The organism is Clostridium sp. CF012 (assembly GCF_018861755.1).
Taxonomy (GTDB): Bacteria; Bacillota; Clostridia; order Clostridiales; family Clostridiaceae; genus Clostridium_AD.
Window position 1 is genome coordinate 68,044 of sequence record NZ_JAHLEF010000019.1, and the last position, 20,069, is coordinate 88,112.

Annotated in this window: 17 protein-coding genes; 14 read left to right on the forward strand and 3 right to left on the reverse strand. The window is 30.4% G+C overall.

All coding sequences use genetic code 11. The annotated features are described in order from the left end of the window. Positions 1-39: 39 nt before the first annotated feature. On the reverse strand, positions 40-591 hold the full coding sequence (locus KPL50_RS16305; protein WP_216299601.1) for a hypothetical protein: 552 nt from the start codon (positions 589-591) through the stop codon (positions 40-42). A gap of 190 nt (positions 592-781) precedes the next feature. On the opposite strand from KPL50_RS16305, the gene KPL50_RS16310 reads away from it, so the two are divergent. The 3 genes from KPL50_RS16310 to KPL50_RS16320 all read left to right on the forward strand — a co-directional run bounded on the left by KPL50_RS16310 (position 782) and on the right by KPL50_RS16320 (position 4,242). Then, positions 782-931, forward strand: a complete 150-nt coding sequence (locus tag KPL50_RS16310; protein WP_216299622.1) for a hypothetical protein — start codon at positions 782-784, stop codon at positions 929-931. Between the two features lie 196 nt (positions 932-1,127). After that, positions 1,128-3,026 carry a ribosomal protection-like ABC-F family protein gene (gene abc-f / locus KPL50_RS16315; protein WP_216299602.1) on the forward strand — a complete coding sequence of 633 codons (1,899 nt, stop codon included), beginning with the start codon at positions 1,128-1,130 and terminating at the stop codon, positions 3,024-3,026. 25 nt (positions 3,027-3,051) lie between these two features. Next, positions 3,052-4,242 carry an MFS transporter gene (locus tag KPL50_RS16320; RefSeq protein ID WP_216299603.1) on the forward strand — a complete coding sequence of 397 codons (1,191 nt, stop codon included), beginning with the start codon at positions 3,052-3,054 and terminating at the stop codon, positions 4,240-4,242. Positions 4,243-4,342: 100 nt separating this feature from the next. Here KPL50_RS16320 and KPL50_RS16325 read toward each other — a convergent pair whose 3' ends face one another. After that, on the reverse strand, positions 4,343-6,475 hold the full coding sequence (locus tag KPL50_RS16325) for a methyl-accepting chemotaxis protein (protein WP_216299604.1): 2,133 nt from the start codon (positions 6,473-6,475) through the stop codon (positions 4,343-4,345). Positions 6,476-6,753: 278 nt separating this feature from the next. On the opposite strand from KPL50_RS16325, the gene KPL50_RS16330 reads away from it, so the two are divergent. From KPL50_RS16330 to KPL50_RS16370, 9 genes are all read left to right on the forward strand, one after another. After that, positions 6,754-7,983 carry an aminopeptidase gene (locus tag KPL50_RS16330; protein WP_216299605.1) on the forward strand — a complete coding sequence of 410 codons (1,230 nt, stop codon included), beginning with the start codon at positions 6,754-6,756 and terminating at the stop codon, positions 7,981-7,983. A 135-nt stretch (positions 7,984-8,118) separates the two neighbouring features. Beyond that, the gene (locus KPL50_RS16335; RefSeq protein ID WP_216299606.1) at positions 8,119-9,360 is read left to right on the forward strand and encodes a hypothetical protein; all 1,242 of its coding nucleotides are present in this window, start codon (positions 8,119-8,121) and stop codon (positions 9,358-9,360) included. 281 nt (positions 9,361-9,641) lie between these two features. Continuing rightward, positions 9,642-11,123: a spore germination protein gene (locus tag KPL50_RS16340; RefSeq protein WP_216299621.1), complete on the forward strand. Its 1,482-nt coding sequence runs from the start codon at positions 9,642-9,644 to the stop codon at positions 11,121-11,123. Between the two features lie 8 nt (positions 11,124-11,131). Beyond that, positions 11,132-12,226, forward strand: coding sequence for a GerAB/ArcD/ProY family transporter (locus KPL50_RS16345; protein WP_216299607.1), 1,095 nt, complete (start codon positions 11,132-11,134; stop codon positions 12,224-12,226). Then, positions 12,223-13,335: a Ger(x)C family spore germination protein gene (locus tag KPL50_RS16350; RefSeq protein WP_216299608.1), complete on the forward strand. Its 1,113-nt coding sequence runs from the start codon at positions 12,223-12,225 to the stop codon at positions 13,333-13,335. The genes KPL50_RS16345 and KPL50_RS16350 overlap by 4 nt, the downstream gene beginning before the upstream one ends. Before the next feature lie 2 nt (positions 13,336-13,337). Further along, a complete protein-coding gene (locus tag KPL50_RS16355; RefSeq protein ID WP_216299609.1) occupies positions 13,338-14,426 on the forward strand; it encodes an endospore germination permease in 1,089 nt (362 codons plus the stop codon). After that, positions 14,423-15,544, forward strand: coding sequence for a Ger(x)C family spore germination protein (locus KPL50_RS16360; RefSeq protein WP_216299610.1), 1,122 nt, complete (start codon positions 14,423-14,425; stop codon positions 15,542-15,544). The genes KPL50_RS16355 and KPL50_RS16360 overlap by 4 nt, the downstream gene beginning before the upstream one ends. A gap of 38 nt (positions 15,545-15,582) precedes the next feature. Beyond that, on the forward strand, positions 15,583-16,728 hold the full coding sequence (locus tag KPL50_RS16365) for a Ger(x)C family spore germination protein (protein WP_216299611.1): 1,146 nt from the start codon (positions 15,583-15,585) through the stop codon (positions 16,726-16,728). Between the two features lie 19 nt (positions 16,729-16,747). Then, positions 16,748-17,833, forward strand: a complete 1,086-nt coding sequence (locus KPL50_RS16370; protein ID WP_216299612.1) for an endospore germination permease — start codon at positions 16,748-16,750, stop codon at positions 17,831-17,833. A 152-nt stretch (positions 17,834-17,985) separates the two neighbouring features. Here the strand turns inward: KPL50_RS16370 and KPL50_RS16375 are convergent, their stop codons facing one another. Then, positions 17,986-18,150, reverse strand: a complete 165-nt coding sequence (locus KPL50_RS16375) for a hypothetical protein (RefSeq protein ID WP_216299613.1) — start codon at positions 18,148-18,150, stop codon at positions 17,986-17,988. Positions 18,151-18,424: 274 nt separating this feature from the next. Here KPL50_RS16375 and KPL50_RS16380 point away from each other — a divergent pair, with 274 nt between their 5' ends. Next, positions 18,425-19,150, forward strand: a complete 726-nt coding sequence (locus KPL50_RS16380; RefSeq protein WP_216299614.1) for a hypothetical protein — start codon at positions 18,425-18,427, stop codon at positions 19,148-19,150. A 258-nt stretch (positions 19,151-19,408) separates the two neighbouring features. After that, complete coding sequence (locus KPL50_RS16385; protein ID WP_216299615.1) at positions 19,409-19,834, forward strand: thioesterase family protein; 426 nt, start codon at positions 19,409-19,411, stop codon at positions 19,832-19,834. Positions 19,835-20,069 lie beyond the last annotated feature (235 nt).

Below are 20,069 nucleotides of genomic sequence, written 5' to 3' on the forward strand. Positions count from 1 at the left end.
GTTAACCAATCCATTGGCCAACTGATTTTTCATTTCATATTATTTTTTCATTTCCTGTACTCCAGTGACTTTACTTGTAGCATCCATTTTGAACGTGGACTTAGCTTCAGCGGTAGTAAAATAAACATTACCCTCAACTGTAGCATCTTTTAATTGAAAGTTATTTGCTGAAACATAAAGATCACCTTTAAAGGTCCCATGTTCTATACTGCCCATAGGACTACTAAAAGTTATTTTTGGTGCAGTCAAAATGAATCTAGCAGTTACTGTGCGAGCTTCGTCTTGAGTGTATAGAGCTATCTTACGTTGGATAACATCTTTGCCAGCGGTATCTTTTTTGCCGTTTTTATACTCACCCTCAACTACAAGATCTTTATCAATAGATAAATCCTTTGTTATTGCAATAATCCAGGTGCCCTTGCTGCTAATAGCCTTTTCAAAAGCAGCTCCAGTATTAACTATTGAAGCTGTTGTGACAACATTTGGAGTTGCTTCCGGTGGCGTTGCTGGAGGTGTTACAGCTTTTTTAGCACATCCAACTAGCATTAAAGTTAATAGAGCTGAAGTTAATATTATGGTTTTAATTTTCATTACAAATCCTCCTTGTTTATAATTAATTTTTAATCTAAATCTATTATAACCAAAATCATGAAAATTAATGTTTTCTAGATAAATAACAATAAAAGATAAAATTTTAATAAAATAGAAAATTCCAATATTGATATTAAATAAAATTTATGGTAATATTAAATTAATAAGATTTTACTATACGGGGGTGAAAATGATGGCTAAGTTCTTTTTAGGAAATACAATTTTAGACAGACTACCAATGGCATTATCTGGGATTACACATACTGATTTCCATTTTACGGGAGAAGTCTGTCCAAAATTGAATATAACACTAAAAAGAAGTGAGTTATCTTTGCCTTAAATACATTATAATTATGTTATTTAAAACCCAGGTGAGGACTCTCTTGCCTGGGTTTTTTACTGCGATTATATAATGAATCAGTTCAACTGGTTTAGCTTAAAATCAAAATACATAAACTCCGGCAAGTGTCTCTTGCAGGGGTTTTATTATTTTAACCGGGAAAATATAGATTGCAAATATAGAGGAGGAATTAACAATGATAGAATTAGCGTTAAAAGAAGTAGAAAAATATTTTGGAGGTAATAGGATTTTTAGCGATATTACTTTTGAAGTTCAAAATAATGAAAGAGTTGGGCTAATAGGAAAAAATGGTTGTGGTAAAACTACGATTTTTAAAATTATTGCTGGTATGGAAAACAGTGATAAAGGTAGCATATCCATAAGAAAAAATGCAACTGTAGGATATCTGCATCAGATACCAGATTATCCGGAGCAGTTTAAAGTAATAGATGTTTTAAAAACTGCTTTCCAAATTCAATATGAAATAAATAGAGAACTTAAAATAATAGAGGGGCAGATGGCTAATTTAAAAGGAAGTGAATTAGAGCATACATTAAGGAAATATGGTGAAGTAAATGATCTTTATGAAGCAAAAGGCGGTTATGAAATAGAAGAGAAAATGAGTAAGGTTTGCACTGGACTCAAGTTTAATGAGAAATTTTTAAATAGGGAATTTATAAGTCTAAGTGGTGGTGAAAAAACCATTGTTATATTAGGTAAAATTTTACTTCAGAATCCAGATATACTTCTTCTTGATGAGCCTTCAAATCATTTAGATGTGGTATCAATAGAATGGCTTGAAGCTTATCTTAAAGGATACAAAGGTACAGTAATAGTTATTTCACATGATAGATATTTTTTAGATAGAGTTGTAACTAAAATAGTGGAAATAGAGGATGGAGAAACTTCACTTTATGATGGTAATTATTCTTATTACGTTAAAGAAAAACAAAAGAGAGTTTTTGAGCAATTTGAAGCATTTAAAGATCAACAGAAAAAAATAAAAGCTATGGAAAAAGCAATAAAACAATTAAGGGAATGGGCTATTCAAGCAGATAATGAAAAATTTTTTAAAAGAGCAGCAAGTATGCAAAAGAGATTAGACAAAGTAGAAAGAGTCGATAAGCCCTTATTAAATCAACCTAAAATTAAATTGGATTTTGCGGACACTGATAGATCTGGCAAGGATGTAATAAGTATTAAAGGCTTATGTAAAAGCTTTAATAAAAAGGAAATATTAGAGGATTTAAATTTAGACATTAGATATGGGGAGTGTACAGCTTTAATTGGTGATAATGGAAGCGGTAAATCAACTATTATAAAAACACTTTTAGGTGAAGCCCAGTTGGATTACGGCGAAGTGAAGCTAGGATCTAACACCAAAATAGGATATCTTCCTCAAAATATAACCTTTAATAATGAAGAGCTAACAGTGCTTGAAGCTTTTAGAGAGGATATGAGTATCTTAGAGGGACCAGCTAGAGGAATACTGGCTAAATTTTTATTTTATGGCGAGCATGTTTTTAAAAAGGTTAAAAATCTTTCCGGTGGAGAAAAAAGCAGACTTAAGCTTTGTATGTTAATTCAAAATGATATAAATCTATTGATACTAGATGAACCTACAAATCATTTGGATATAGATTCAAGAGAAAATCTTGAAGAAGCTTTAGCAGAGTTTAGTGGGACTATATTATTTATATCCCATGATAGATTTTTCATAAATAAACTTGCAGAGAGAATATGCGAAATAGAAGATAAAAAGATAATAGATTACCCGGGGAATTATGAGTATTACAAAGAAAAGAAAAATGAATTCAAGAAAAACAAAATTGAATCTCCTATTATTGAAAAAGAGAAAAAGCCTAAGAATAAAGACAACGTTCAGAAACAAGCAAGTAATAACAAAGTTAGACAAGTAGAAAACTTAGAGAATGCAATACAAGAGCTTGAAGCAAAACTAAAAGATATAGATAGTGAAATGAATAATATGGGCAGTGAATATGAAAGATTGTTAGAGCTAGAAAAAGAAAAACAAAAGGTCCAAGAAGAATTAGACCCAATCATTGAAAGATGGATGGATATAGAAAACTCTTAATAATGATTAATTCGGGGGAAATATAATGGAATATAAAAATGATTTGGAAAAAAATATATCTAAAAATTATCTATTTACATTTTTAAAGGAGTTTGATCTTACGCATGGGATCTGGATGATATATTTAGCATCAAAAGGATTAACGTTAACGGAGCTTGGCCTGGTAGAAGCAATCTTTCATATAGCTTCATTTATAATGGAAATACCTACTGGGGCAGTGGCGGATATTTGGGGAAGAAAAGCTAGTAGAATATGTGGAAGAATAACTAAGTTAATATCAGCATTTATATTAATATATTCAAGCAGTTTTTTGGGATTTGCTATAGGCTTTATAGTGACTGCCTTGTCCTATAATTTAGAATCAGGTGCAGGTGAAGCATTAGTATATGATTCACTAAAAGAAACAGGTGAAGAGAAAAAATATATGAAGATATCCGGTGTAAATGAAATGATAATGCAAGTAGCTCAGACCTGTGGACTAGTATTTGGTGGTTTTTTGTCCAATTATAGTTATACTTATGCTTACGGTGTAACTATAGTAGTTAGCACACTTTCTATAATTCAAGCACTGTCTTTTAAAGAGCCGGATATTAAAATGGAAATTGAAGAAAAAAGATTTAGAACATTTAGAAATCAAGTGTCTGATAGTTTTAAGATTATAGCTGGAAATAAAAAACTAGGATTTTTGATTCTGTTTTCACAGGCGATTTTTATGTTTAATGCAAGCATATTCTTTTATTTTCAAAACTACTTACTTTCTAAGGGAACTTCAAAAGGAAACATAGGTATAATACTTGCAATTGCATCATTGGTGGCAGCTATAACAGCAACCCAAGCATATAAAATTGAGAAGAAAGTAGGAGAGCGTGTAATAATATTATTACTTCCTATAATGATTTCTATATGCATATGGGGAGTAGCCTTAAGTAAATATTATTATGTATTTTTTATATTAATAAACAGTATCGAATCTATTATTTTTATAGTAGTTAGTGATTATACGAATAAATTAATACCGTCAAATAAGAGAGCGACTATACTTTCAATGGGAAGCATGATATTTAGTTTATACATGGTGGTAATATTTCCTATTATGGGTAAAATTGGAGATGAGTTTTCTTTGCAAATTGCGTTTCAGGTTTTAGCTATGATAGCAACTATTATGGCAGTTGTAAATATTATGGTTCTTAGGCGGAATAAAGAAATAGAATATTAGATAGCCTATAAATAATTTAATGTAAACTAAATAAAAAGTACCCTTTCTTGGCAATAATGGAGAGAAAATAACATCCCAATATTGCAAGAAAGAGTACTTTTTATATTTTAAATATAGCCACAACTTCTTTTAGATTTTCGGTGCTCTGTGCGCTCTTCTTAACAAGCTCATTTACTTTATTTATGTTTTCAAGTATTCCATAGGTTTTTTCAGAAATTGATTGTGTGCCCTGTGCTCCTTGATTTACAGTTGTAGTTACCTCATTTATTGCAGTAACTATCCCTTCTATGGAGTTTGAAAGGTCACCCATCCTTGTTCCTACTGATGTAACGAAACTATCTATAAATCTTGAATCTCTATTATAAAATTCACCTGTATTAACCATTTCTTTATAATCATTTAACACTTGGCTATCAATAAAATCTAATATTTGTTCAGAGCTTGTTGAAAGGTCTCTTACAGATTCCACAACTACAGAGGTAACGTTTTGAATTTCGCTTACAGTAGATTTTGACTGCTCTGCAAGTTTTCTTATTTCCTCTGCAACAACTGCAAATCCACGCCCCGTTTCTCCAGCTCTTGCAGCCTCGATTGCGGCATTTAATGCTAAAAGATTAGTTTGAGATGATATTTTAAGTATTGAATCTGAAAGAACATTTATTTTTTCTACAGATTGCGATCTTTCTATCGCTAAAGATAAAACATCTTTTGTTTCATTATATAGGTCATAAGCTTTTTTAGAAGAATGGAGTGCATTATTTTTAAGTTCTTCTGCCCTTAGCTTTATTTTTTGTGAAGCTACCTGACCTCCATCTGTTCTAGTTTTCATATTTAACACATTAATTTGCATCTCACTTGTAGATGCATTCATCTCCTCTGCTGAGGCAGCGGTTTCTTCCATACCTGCTGCAAGTTCTTCAACAGTGGCTGAAGTTTCATCTGTTTGGACAATAAGATTGCCCATAGAAACTTGAACAGCTTTAAATACATCTTCTATTTCAGCTGATTTATTTATTACATTTGAAATTATGCTTCTAAGTTTTATTATTGTAGTATCCAGGGCTGTCATCATTTTTCCAATCTCATCATTAGTTTTATATGAATCATCTATATTAATGCTTAAGTCTCCCTCAGACATTCTATCTAATACTTTTAGGGTTTGAGATAATGGCTTTGTTATCTTATGTACACTAAATACTATTATAGTTATTAATAAAACCAATGAAATAATACCTGTAATAAAACAAATACTCAGCATTTTATTATAATCAACTAATATATTCGTCTTAGGTATAATACTTGAAAAAGCCCATTTTACATCAGAACCCTGAATTAAAATTGGGACTGTTACCCTAAGTACCTTTGTTTTTAGGAGACTTGAAGTTTCAAAGTTCATGTAATCCTTATTATCATCAATAGTATCAAGTATAGTTTTCCAATGCTTGTCTTTTTCTAATGGATTTTCAAGTATAAGCTTAGGATTTAGGGTTTGTGCTGCATAAATTCCATTTTGGCTATTTATTTCAACATATCCTCCCATAGGCTTTATTTTAGATGCAAGTATTTGTAAGTCAGATACTCCAATATCTAGAACAATAACACCGGCAAAGGTATTATCATCTTTAATTATTGGAACAACAATTTGTGAAATCATCACATCTTTATTATCTATTGTATAATTACCTGGTTCACTTAAATAAGGTTTTTTACTTTCTTTTACAGAATCATACCATTCCATTTCTTCTTTCGTGCTGTCATCTGGGAAACCCGATTCTACTGCATATCCAGTTCCACTTCTTGATACATATGGCTTGAATAAGCCCTTTTTACCATATATATATTCTTGTGATTTATTTTTGGTATAATTAATATCTTTTCCATCAAATGCATTTAGCTCATAAAAAACTCCAACTCCAAATATGGAAGGTGTTTTTTTCAATATGTGTTTTTGAATTTCTATAACTTGTTCTCTGGTAATTTGATTTTTGGTTCTAAGGGTTTCTATGTTGCTTGCCATAGTTTGTGCAATTACTACTTTTTCATTAAAAATATTCTGAATCTCCATAGAATATCTATGTGAAGTTTCAATTGCAACATTTTGTGCTTGGGTAAGACTTTGTTTATAAATATTATTTAGTAGTATAGAAAATATGCCTAAAAAACACACTAGTAAAACGAAGGCCATAACTAGAATTATTTTGCTGGATATGTTTAGGTCTTTGTAACTTTTCATATTTCATCTCCAATACATAAATATATGTATATTATTTACAAAAAAATATTTATAAATATATATTTACAAATAATACTACCACAAATGAAATATTTGTCAATATTTGAAACAATCTGTATTATTATCAGTAGATAAATCAATTATTTATTATATATAATAAATAATATAATAATAAATACCTAAAATGACCTTTTGTGGTATTATTTTCTCAAAGCATATGTTAAAATATCGTAATCAGATCTATAATAGTATTTAAATGTAGAAGGAGGAGTTTTATTGTGAAAAATGAATTATTAGAAAAATACGCTCTTTTATTAGTGAAGACAGGAATTAATATTCAAAAGGAGCAAACACTTGTAATCAATGCCCCTATAGAGTGTGCATCCTTTGTTAGAATTCTGTCTAAAATCGCTTATACGCAAGGTGCTAGGGAAGTAGTTATAAATTGGAGGGATGAATTGTCTTCAAAAATTAAATTCATGAATGCTCCAGAAGAGGTTTTTGAAGAATACCCTGATTGGCAGAGAGATTTTTATGTGTCAAATGTACGTAAGGGAGCTGCGTTCTTAAATATTTCAGCATCTGACCCTGAGCTTATGAAGGAAGTTAATCCTGAGAGAATGGCTAAATCGCACAAAGCGGCTAGTAATGCAATAAAAGAATATAGAGATAGGCTTATGAGCAATAAGAATGTTTGGTGTGTTGCATCGATTCCAACAATTTCTTGGGCAAAAAAAGTTTTCCCGGAATTATCAGAGGACGCGGCAGTGGAAAAACTTTGGAACGCTATATTTAAAACAGTAAGAGTGGATACAGAAAACCCTGTTGCTTCATGGGAAACTCACAAAAGTAACCTTAAGAAAAGCATGGATTATTTAAACACAAATAATTTTAAGTATTTAAAATATAAAAATTCATTGGGTACTGATCTTGTAATTGAACTTCCAGAAAATCATTTATGGCTTGGAGGATCAGAGTATACACCAGAGGGAATAGAGTTTATAGCCAATATGCCTACTGAAGAGGTGTTTACACTTCCTAAAAAAACAGGTGTTAATGGAGTAGTAGTAAGCTCAAAACCACTAAACTATAACGGAAACCTAATTGAAAAATTCTCACTTACTTTTAAAGATGGAAAAATTGTAGATTTCAAAGCAGAAAAGGGTTACGATATTTTAAAGAGTATTATTGAAACTGATGAAGGATCACATTATCTTGGTGAAGTAGCATTAGTACCCCATGATTCTCCAATATCAAATTCAAATATATTGTTTTACAATACACTTTTTGATGAAAATGCCTCTTGTCATTTGGCTATTGGAAAAGCATATCCAGTATGTATAAAAAATGGCGAAAATTTAAGTGACGAGGAACTTTTAAAATCTGGAGTTAATGATTCTACTGTGCATGAAGATTTTATGGTTGGCTCAGAAGATTTGCAAATAATAGGGATTACTGCAGATGGAAAAGAAGTACCTGTATTTAAAAATGGGAATTTTGCATTTTAACTAAAAAAAATAACGAGTCAGTATGAGTCTATACTGACTCGTTATTTTTTTTAGTATCTATATTATTTGAATAAAACATAGATACCTGTAAATAATTACAATGTATATAATAAATCAGATAATAAGGAGAAAGCAATGGAAATAATTGATTTAAAAGAAATATTAGATAGGAATTTAGAGCCTGTTTGTAAATTTAAAGGAAAACTTTTTTTTAGGGAAACGGTAAAAGTCTTTGATGACTTATTTAAGGTCTCAGACATTATAAAATATTACAATTACGATATTGATAATAAAAAAATGACAACTATTGATATAGGTAAAAAAAAGGTGTTATTAGATTTTTTTCAGCAGAGGGATGTAGAAGGTGAGGATGGCTTTTATTATGTTACTGTAAAAAAACAGCTTTTAATTAATGAATATACACTTAATAGTGTTGACATTAAAACTTCAGAGATTACATCAATATTTAATTTTGGAATGGATAAAAGATATGATAATTTGTTAGTGGAAAAGTTAGATGTGGATAAATTCTTAGTATTTTTTAAGGAAGAGCACCAATTAACCTTTGAAGAATTTGAGAGTTTTGAAACGCCAATTGAAAATTACGGTTATAATAAAGCGATACTTTACAATGCAAAAGGTGGAAAGAATTTTGAAGTAAAGGATAAAGCATTCTTAAGAGGACTTCGCTCCGTGTTTTTTAAGACTACTTTAAAAAATGAAGAATGCGTGGTGTATGAAGAAAATTATTTAGAACCTTATAATAAGCAGCAAATATATAATGAAGTGCATAGGGGTAGAAAATCTAAAAGAGAACAATTTTTTTACTGGGATAGGATTAGGTACTTATCGCTAAAAAATTTCATTAGTGAAATCGAAAGTGGCTGTGAAAAATTAACATTTGTAGATTTGGAAATTCAAGGCCTTGATGGTTATGAATTTTTTTCTGGAGTTGATAAAGAAAACATTTACTATGAAGTAAATAAGTTTGGTAAAAACAATAGTGATGCTATGATTATATTGAATAAGGAAAGTCTTGAAAAAAGGACTATTGCATTAGTTTCAGAATATGAGGGCGATGCATTTATAAATTCTTCGGAGTATTCTTGGACCTTAGACGGGAAGTATAAAGTTATTTTTCGAAAAAGGCTTATTTCTAATAAGCAATTAAACGTGAAGGAAGTTATAAATGGTAATATTGATTATAATTATGAAAAAAAATTAGGCTATCCACAAGAGTGTATAAATAGTCGCTACTTAATTACTTCTACTATCAGAGAGGGCCCCAACACCTCTATAATTGATATGGAAACAAATAAAATACAAACGTATAAAAGGGAACATACAGTTTTTGATGATTATTTAGTTTTGTTTTAAATTATAAATAGAGGGGTTCTACGTTTATTACAAGATAATATAAATAAATAATTTATAGCCTATAAGAATTTAATCTTATAGGTTCTTTTGTTTTTTAACATAATTTCGCATAATAATAAGGAATTATTCGAAAGGTATCTATTATAATTAAGCCATAAACAAAATAAAAATGGATAGTTTAGATAAAGTAAGAGAAACTATTTAATATAAAAATCAAAATAGAAGTATCAATTTATAATTTTAAAGGTGCTTATCTATACGAAAAGGGCATGGTGATTGAAATGGAAAATGGAGATCTAAATGGGAATATAGAATTAATTAGAGAGGGGCTTGGCAAGCAAAGTCCAATGGTAGTAAAGCATTTTTATATTGGTATGGATCAACCGTTAGAAGCTGTTATTATCTATGTCAATGGAATTGCGAACAAGGATATTATTGATAGAGATATATTAAATCCTCTGATGATGCATATAGGAGAGAATTTAAATGGAAAGGCAAATATAGGCGATTATCTTTGTAAAAGATATATTTCCATGAGCAACACATTGGTAGAATTAGATCTGAATGTAGTAGTAGATCATCTTAAAAGAGGAAAAACAGCAGTGTTAATAAATGGAGCTTTAGAAGTGATAATAGCTGACACTACTGGGGGACAACAGAGGGCTATTATGGAGCCTATGAATGAAACAGCAGCAAAAGGTCCAAGAGATGGTTTCATAGAAAATTTAGAAGCGAATCTTAGCATTATTCGAAGAAGAGTCAAGGATAAGAATCTCACCATTGAGCAATTTAACCTAGGAAGAAGACTTCAGAGTGACGTTGCCATGATTTATATAGACGATATAGTAGATAAACAGGTATTAGAAGAATTAAAGAAGAGAATAGAAGCCATTGATGTAGACGCTGTACTTTCAACGGGAAAGCTTGAGCAATATATTGAAGACTATGCTTATACGGTTTTTCCACAAGCCTATAGCACAGAAAGACCAGATAGAGCTATTGGAAATATGTTAGAAGGGCGAATAATCCTTCTTGTGGAAGGAACACCAGTGGTTCTTTTATATCCAGCAGTATTCATGCAATTTTTTCAGGCTGTGGAGGATTATACTCAAAGAACTGTGATAGCATCTTTTGTAAGACTTCTTAGGATTTTTGCGGCAATTATCGTTGTTACCCTACCTTCTATTTATTTGACATTAATAAAGTTTAATGTAGAACTTATACCCATAAAATTTGTAACCCCCATTGTTCAATCAAGGGTAGGAATTGCTCTAACTCCGTTTTTAGAGATTATGGCTATGGAACTAGTTGTAGAATTTTTAAGAGAGGGGGGATTAAGGTTACCTACCAAAATAGCTCAAACCTTAAGTTTAGTAGGTGGTATTATTATAGGTGATACGGCAATTAGATCTAAAATGGTGAGCCCTACTACCTTACTTATAGTGGGGATCACTGTAATCACTACATTTTTAATTCCTAATTATGATATGTCTCTTTCTATTCGAATGTTACGTTTTCCAATGCTGGTACTAGCAAATATTATGGGCATATTTGGAATAGCAGTAGGGTGGTTTTTAATTTTAGCTCATCTTTCCTCTTTAGATAGTCTAGGAGTACCGTATTTTGAGTTTCGTAAAAGTGACATGAAGGATACCTTTATTAGAGCACCATTGTGGAAGATGAACAAACGACCAGAGGCGATTCCAAGTAGAGACCCAATAAGGCAGACAGATTTTAGAAATAAGTTTAAGAAAAAAAGGTAGTGAATAAAATGGAAGGAAGCGCGAATAAAAAACAAAGTTATATAACGGTAAGTCAGTTTGCTCTTATTATATTCGGTAGCATCGTTGGAGTTGGTATTTTATCACTTCCAAATGGTGTGGTGAAAGCTGCTCATCAGGATGGCTGGATCTCTACTTTGATAGGAGGGATATATCCCTTGTATGTTGTCATCATAGCCAACTATATAAGCAAAAAATTTCCTAATGATAGCATATTAATCTTAAGCAAAAAATATTTTGGTAAAATCCTTGGAAGTACCTTTAATCTAATTTTTGCAACTTATTTTATTTTTATTGCATCAATGATAGCTAGTTATTATACAAACTTAATGCGAAATTATATGGTGGGATTTTTAACCCCTATTAAAATAATAGCTATCCTGTTTATCTGCATTATTTATGCGGTTTCTGGAGGTTTGAAGGTAGTAGGAATAATTAGTGAAATTTCTTTTTATTGTACAATAGGTCTCCTTTTGTCAACTACAGTAGCGCTGCGAGATGCGAATATGATAAATATTTCTCCTATACTTGGTTCTGGTATTAGTTCAATAGCAAAGGGGGCTATGAAATCAGTTTTTAGTTATTCAGGAGCAGAAATAATTCTATTGATTTATCCTTTTCTTAAAGAGAAAAATAAGATGTTGGTCTCTTCAATTATAAGTGTAGTTATAGTTATAGTTCTGTTTACATGGTGTGTTTTTATAACCACTTATTATTTAGGACCGGATATTGTGACCAAAAACTATTGGTCACTTTTATTGGTGATGGGAAGTGTAACAGTATCAGTAGTCAATAATTATAAATATATTTTTATGACTTTTTGGAGTTTAATTGCATTTAAAAGTATGAGCATTAACGGATATGCAAGTATAAATATTTTAAAACATTTTGGAAACAAAATGAAGACGAAAAAAATTTATTTTATAATGTATCCACTTCTTGTATATTTAGCCGTTACATATGGCAATGAAATAAGTAGACAAAATATCAGTGAAAATATTACACCTTGCTATGTGATATTTAATTTATTATATATGACGGCTATTGCTGCATTTATATTTTTCAAGGGAGATGGTAAAGCTTGAACAAGAAAAAATATGCTATTATTATCATCGGTATCCTTACTTATGTATTTATTATGCTTGGACAGGGTAGGGTTCCTATTGAAGAGGTATCATTTATTGATGGCATTGGCTACGATATAGAGAGAAAAGGTGAAGATACCATTGAATATAGTATACCAATTAGTACAAGTATTTATAAACCCAGTGGAACCCAAGTGAATCTGTTATTTAAAGATGAAGGGCAAAATTTAGGAGAAATAATTCAAAAAAGGCAAGAAAAGATGGATAAAAGGTTTGTACAAGGCCATGAACGCGTAATTTTGATTAGCGAGGATTATGCAAGGTATGGGTTAAAGACTTTGATAGAAGATAGATTTAGAAATGCAGAAGGAAATGATATGGCTTATATGGCAGTATGTAAAGGAAAAGCAGAGGATTACTTAAAATATCAGAAAAAGGGGTATAGCAGCCCTTCAGAGTATATAGGTGGGCTCATAGATACTTATGGTGATTACAGTTTTTTTTCTAACAATTATAAGTTAATTGATGCGTATGTCAGGATTGGGGCTGAGGGTAGAAATCTGGTGCTTCCATATATAGATATAACAGAAGAAGGAATAGAAATTACTGGCGTAGCAATTTTTAATGAGGATAAAATGGTAGGACTTGCAGATATAAAAAACGGTAAAATTCTTAATTTGTTGAAAAATGATGCAGTAAAAGGGATAATTTCACTGCAAAAGAGTCCTAAAGAATACATTGATTTTGATGCTGAAACTGGCAAAAGAAAAGTGAAATGTTATAAGCAAGGAGATAAATATAGTTTCATTATTGATTTATCCTTCACAGGTACAGTTTCTAATAACGAAATGTATATTGATATGATAAAGAATATAGACAAACAAAAAGAATTTGAAAAAGATATGGCAAAAAGTACAGAGAAAGAATGTTATGATTTTATAAAAATAATGCAAAATGAATATAAAATAGATTGTATTTCATTTGGCAGAGAAGCTGCTGCAAAGTATGGAAGGCAGAAAGGTATTGATTGGAATGAAGTAGTTTCCAATGCAGATATTAAAGTGAATGTAGTGGTTAAGGTGGATTTACAGGGTAGAGGAGATTATTAGTCATGCAGATAGAAAAGAAAAATCTATTAACTCCAAATGAAGTTACATTTTTATTAATAGGAATTATGATTGATGTAACGTCAGCAAGTTTACCTAATGATGTAGTGGGGGCTGCAAAACAGGATGGGTGGATTTCTGTTATTATAGGGGCTATATATCCACTATATGTAGCTCTCTTAGCTATATATGTTAGCGGCAAATTTCCTAAGGAAAATATTTTAGCGCTGAGTAAAAGGTACCTAGGTAAGACCATTGGAACCATATTAAATTTTCTTTTTTTACTGAGCTTTTTTAGTTATTTTCCACCCCTGATTTCAACAATTGGGATAATTACAAGAACGGAGGCAATGCCTAATTTAACACCATTAAGAATTTATGTAGTTTTATTTTTTATAGGAGCATATGCGGCTAGTAAAGGAATTAAAGTGGTAGGGAGGATAAGTTCTATAACCTTTTGGATGGTGCTGGGGATTATAATACCTACCATTTCTATTTTAAAGCAAGGGAGCTATTTAAATATAAGTCCAATATTTGGAGCAGGCATCGTAAACATTTTAAAAGGAAGCATGAATTGTGTATATGATTACTCATTAATGGAGCTTATATTTTTAATTTATCCCTTTATAAATGATAGTAGCAAGATAAAGGCATCTGCTTTAAAGGCAGTAGGATTTACTGCTATTATATATACCTGGATTACTTTTATAACTATATATTATATGGGAAAAGATATCATTCCTAAAACAATATGGAGCTTTTTTACAGTGACAGTAGGAGTAGAGGTAGAGATAATAAATAATTTCACATACGTTTTTATATTTTTCTGGATAATTATAGCGATTAAATCTGTGGTTATTTTTAATTATGTGTGTGTGTTCATTTTAGATAATATTAAAAAAATAAAAAGCAAAAAAACAATATACGTAGTTATTGCTACTTCCGTTATTATCATTGCAAAAACCTATTATGGAGATAAGGTAACATTGGATGAAATTACGAAATATACATCTCCAATAAGCACTATATATAATTTAATATATATAACGCTCATCACAATTTTAATATGGATAAAAAAAGGAGGTACAAAATGAAAAAATATATGAATATAATATTTATTGTTTTTTTATGCAGTACATTCTTTCTCGTGTTTTTCACCGGTGAAAAAATGAGCTCATTAAGTGTGGAGGATTTGGGTATCTCTGTAGGGGTAGGAATGGGTATAGATAAAAATGGCGAAGGGGATATAATATATAGGGTTTCTACCACTGCTAATGAATATAAACAAGATGAGAGTGTTGAAAGTATATTAGGTACCGGAGTAGGCAGTACCATTGGCAAAACAAGAGAGAATAGACAAAAGAAGATAGGGAAAAAATTTTTTTTAGGGCTTTCAAAAATCTATTTAGTAGAAACGGAATATGCTAAATATGGAATAAGAGATTTAATAGACGTTAATTTTAAGAATCCTGTGGTTAATGATGATGCATTTTTAGTGGTATGCAAAGGTAGGAATGAAGAATATTTTGAATATACCCTCCCAGGATATGATAATTCAGCAGAGTATATAAGCGATATGATTAAAAATTCGCCAGACTACAATTTTTTCAAGGAAAACTATTCGTTTAAAAATGCAATATTATCAATGGATGCAGAAGGTAAAAATGTAGTTAGCCCATATATTGAGATAATGGAAGATGGCATTAAAATAACAGGAATGGGGGTTTTTAAAAAGGATAAGCTTGCTGCTATATTGGATATGAATGATACAAAAATAATGAATATTATGCGTGAAAATAAGGTGAAGGGCATATTAACTATACAAGGCGAGGCTGGAAAATATATAAATTATGAGGCTGAATCGAAAAGAAAAATTACATGTACAAAAACAGGAGATAAATATACTTTTATTATTGACTTGAATTTGGAAGGAGAGATTATTAACAATACTTTATATAAGAATATGGCAGGGAATACAAAAATAATGAAAAAATTTGAAGGCGACATGTCAAAACAAGTTAAAGAAATGTGTACTACTTTTTTGGAAAAGATGAAAAATGAATACAAAGTAGATTGCCTGCAGCTAGGATGGGTGGCTGTGGCGAAATATGGAAGAGATACGGGGGTAGATTGGGATGAGGTTGTTTCTAACTCGGACATTGTTGTAAATGCAAAGGTTCATGTAGACAAAGTAGGAAGAGGAGAGTATTAAATATAGGATAAGTATAAAGAAATAGAAGGTGATGCCTTGTGAAAAGGAAAATAATAATATTTATAATTTTAGCAGTCCTTATATTTCCCGTTTATGCAGAAAAATTAAATGTAGTGCCTATGGAGCGGTTAAATATAGCTGCTGGCTTCGGGTATGATATCGTCAAAGAGTTAAATGGTTATGTGCAATATAGCATTCCTATTAGTATTTATGATTTTAAAAAGAGGGAGAAAGAAGCTGCAATGAGCACTGATGAAAAGGAAGAAATTACAGAACAAGGCAGTAGCAATATAAAGGCAAAGGCGAGTAGCATTGGTGAAACAAGGGAACAAAGACAACTAAATTCTAGCAAACCTTTAATAATAGGAACTGAAAAAATAGCTATATTAAGTGAAGAGGCGGCAAACTATGGCATTAAGGATATAATAAATATACTGTTTGCCAATGCAAAAACTAATGATAGTGACATTTTTTCAGTATGCAAAGGGAAGGCAGAAGATATATTGAAGGTTAAGGTTGAAGGGTATCCTAGTTCTGCAGATTATATGGGAGGAATTATTCGAAATTCCACAGACTATAATTTTTTATCTATAAACTATAGTTTATTGAATATATATGTAGCATTGGATTCGGAAGGAGAGAATTTAGTGCTCCCTTACCTAGAAATAAAAGATGAAAAGATTTGTATTACAGGTATGGCTTTATTTAAAGGAGATAAAATGGATTATGTAATACCTATGGAGGAAAGCAAAATTATGAATATGCTTAGGGAAAAAAAAGGAAAAGGGATTTTAAGTTTGCAGGAAGGCCCAGATAAGTACATTAATTATGATGCAAAGGTTAAAAGGAAGGTGAAATGTAATAAGACAGAAGGAAAATATGAATTCATTATTGAGTTAGATTTTAAGGGAGACATCATAAATAATACGTTATATAAAGATATGAAAAAAGAAAATGAAAGTACATTTGAAGAACTCATGGGGAAAAAAACAGAGAAAATGTGTAATGATTTTTTGGATAAAATGAAGAATGTTTATAAGATAGACTGCTTAAATTTAGGAATGGTTGCTGCAGCCAAATATGGCAGGGAAACCGGGGTTGATTGGAACAAAGAGGTGAGTAATGCAGATATTAAAGTAAATGTAAAAGTGGAAATAGATAAGATGGGAATAGGGCAGTACTAAAGTACAGATGGAGAAAAAAATGGAGAAAGTAAAAAATAACTTATTAGAAGAGTTCGAATGTATAGCAATGGTAGTGGGGTTCGTAACCAGCATAGGTCTTTTATCATTACCCAATGGAGTAGTACAGGATGCTAAACAGGATGGGTGGATTTCAGTGGTTGGTGGTGGAGTATATCCGCTATTTCTGGCTTTGTTAGCTATTTACTATGTAAAAAAACATCCCAATGAGGATATATTGGTTTTAAGTAAAAAATATTTAGGGACCACTCTTGGGAACATATGCAACATTTTATTTATGGCTCAGTTTGGTATATATTTGATAGCGATTGCGTCTGGAATGAGTAATGTTTATAGGACTTATGCAACAACTTTTTTAACACCAATAAAGATTTTTATTCCTGCTATATTATTAGCTACTTATTTAGCTCTTAAAGGGATAAAAGTATTGGCAAGAATAAATATAATTGCTCTTTATGCTGTGGTGATGTCTGTGTTAACGTTATTAATAGCATTACAAAGTGGTAATTATCTAAATTTTATTCCTGTTTTTGGAAGCGGGTATAAGAATATTTTAAAGGCAAGCATTGAATCCGCTTATTCTTATGGTGGACTAGAGGGAATGTTTTTAATTTATCCTTTTATGAGAAATAAAGATAAAATTAAATCAGTAGTGTTTAAATCTACTTTTTTAATTATGGTGATTTATACCTGGACAACGTCTATATGTATCTATGCTTTAGGATATAGGGTTACTTCTAAAGCATTATGGCCGGTTTTACTAGTAACAGAAGGAGTAAATTTGCCGATAGTAAATAGCTTTCGTTTTATATTTTTGTTTTTATGGAGCATGGCTATATTTAGGACCTTAGCGAATTATCAGTATTCAGTTACATATATTTTAAGTTATATATTAAAAGTGAAAGATAAAAAGAAGGTTTATTGGTTTACAGTTCCTATTGTAATTTACTTATGTTTAAAAGTTGGAGGCGAGGTTCACAGAAGAGCTTTTCTTGGATATATTATTCCAAAGGTAACACTGTTTAATATTGCATACATATCTATTATTGCTATATTAATATTTTTGAAATACAAAGGTCGAAAGTAAACTGTACCATTTAATAAGCAGTGTGACCCTGTTGACTCGAATCGCATAGCATCCACTCATGTTTAAATAAAGTTGTAAAAAAGTGAGTGGAGCAGGTACTTAACCAAAAATCGGTTCTGTACCTGCTTCTTATGACTGTGGTAATAAAAATATTATTTGTTATGAGATAATTTAGAACGTTTAGTTAATTTATCATTATTTGCATCAATTTTTTCACCATTTTCAATGCCTATATCCCCACCACTTTGTGGAAACATTTTTCTAAGTTCAGCCTTAGTTTTTTTATCAGTTTTCATGTGACTTTTATTATTGTGCATAAATATTCCTCCCTTTATATTAATTTATAAAGCATCTTCGAAAAATAAATACTTAGTATTATAGTTTATTTTTTTCGATTGCTTATATTAATATAACCCTAATATCATAAAAATATTTGTACGAAAAAGTTGTTATTATTACTTTTCTATTCTTAGTTAAGCTAATAAAACAATAATTCATAAAATTTATATTTATGAATTATAAATAGATGTGTATAATACTAATATGAAGTATTTATATAATTAAAAAATAGTTTATAAGGAAGTGACCTATATGCCTTTTAATGTATATGATAGAAATAGAAATTATTTAGGATTTATTCAATCTGCATACCCTCAATATACAAATGTATTTATGGTTGCTAGTACAGATGTAAAGCTTTCGGACAAGGACTTTAATATAAATAGCATAAAATCTGAATTAGCTGGGTATTTGGGATGTAAAAACATTTTAGGTAAGATCAATGAACTTAGATTAACTAAAAGTATAGACAATATAATAATTAAAGAATTTGGTAAATTTAAAGATAATACATATGATGAATTATTAAAATTGGTATATCTTAGAATATTACGGTATGAAGAAAATTTTCGTTATAAAAGTATTGAAAATGAAAAAATCAATGCATATTTTTTGATTGACATTAATAATGCTGTAATTGAAAATAATTCTCTAATTATAGATGAGGAAATAAATTATATTAACAACGAAAAACTAGAAAATCAAATTCCTATGGTTGCAAAGATTATTGATTATCCAAGAATACAAATTGATAGTATGTCCTCAGGACAGGGTTTGCTATTAGGTGCAGACCTTGCTGATTTAGCAGGAAGAAACCATGTTCACAAGACAAAACTTAAAATAAAATCAGGGAATTTTTCTTATGAACTTAATTTGCCTGCAGAATTATACTTGAGAAAAGGTGATATAATTCAAATTTATGTAGATAATAGAGTTATTAAAAGGGTATTTTGTGAGGGCATAATATATGACTTCTAATATTTTTATGAATTAAGCGTTTTTTATTAGATTATGCTATAACAAAAGTATATATTGCTAGAATGCTTTCACTTCGCCAAATAAATTTTGAATTACTAAGGCTTGTTCGAATGCATTCTGCGCAACATATACTTTTGTTAGCATAATCTAAGAAAAAACATTTAAGTTTCAAAAGAAGTATTATTATATGGGGGCAAAAATGATATTAATCTATTTACGAGAGTTGTCATAATATTTATGCGGATAGGAGAAGTGGACATGTATATCAATGAAACAAAACTAAAAGTAAGATATGTAGAGACAGACCAAATGGGGATAGTTCATCATTCAAATTACTATGCTTGGTTTGAAGTAGGTAGAACAGAATATATAACAGAAATTGGGATGACATATAAAGAAATGGAAGAAAAAAATATTATGTTGCCAGTGGTGGAGAGCTCTTGTAAATACATAGAAGGTGCAAAATATGAGGACATAATTACAATTCAAACATTTATGGAAGCACTAAATGGGGCTAAGGTAATATTTAATTATAATGTGATTAGAGAAAAGGACGGCAAAATCTTAGCTAAGGGTAGCACAATCCATGCTTTTGTTAATGAAAGATTTAGAGTTGTAAATCTTAAAAAAGCTAATATAGAGATGTGGAATAGGTTTCAAAAACTCTTTGAAATGGCAGAATAATGTCCTATTATTAATTAAGCGTTTTTTCTTATATTATGCTATAACAAAAAGTATATATTGCTAAAATGCGCTCACTTCGCCAAGTAATTCAAAAATTTATTTTATTTGCAGCTGCTAAAAAATACAAACTCGCTATAATCTGTACCCTTTGTCAAGGACAATTTAAAAAAACTTATATTAAATTAAGGAGATGATTTCTGTATTGAACAGGAGTCATCTTTTCTAAATCCCATTG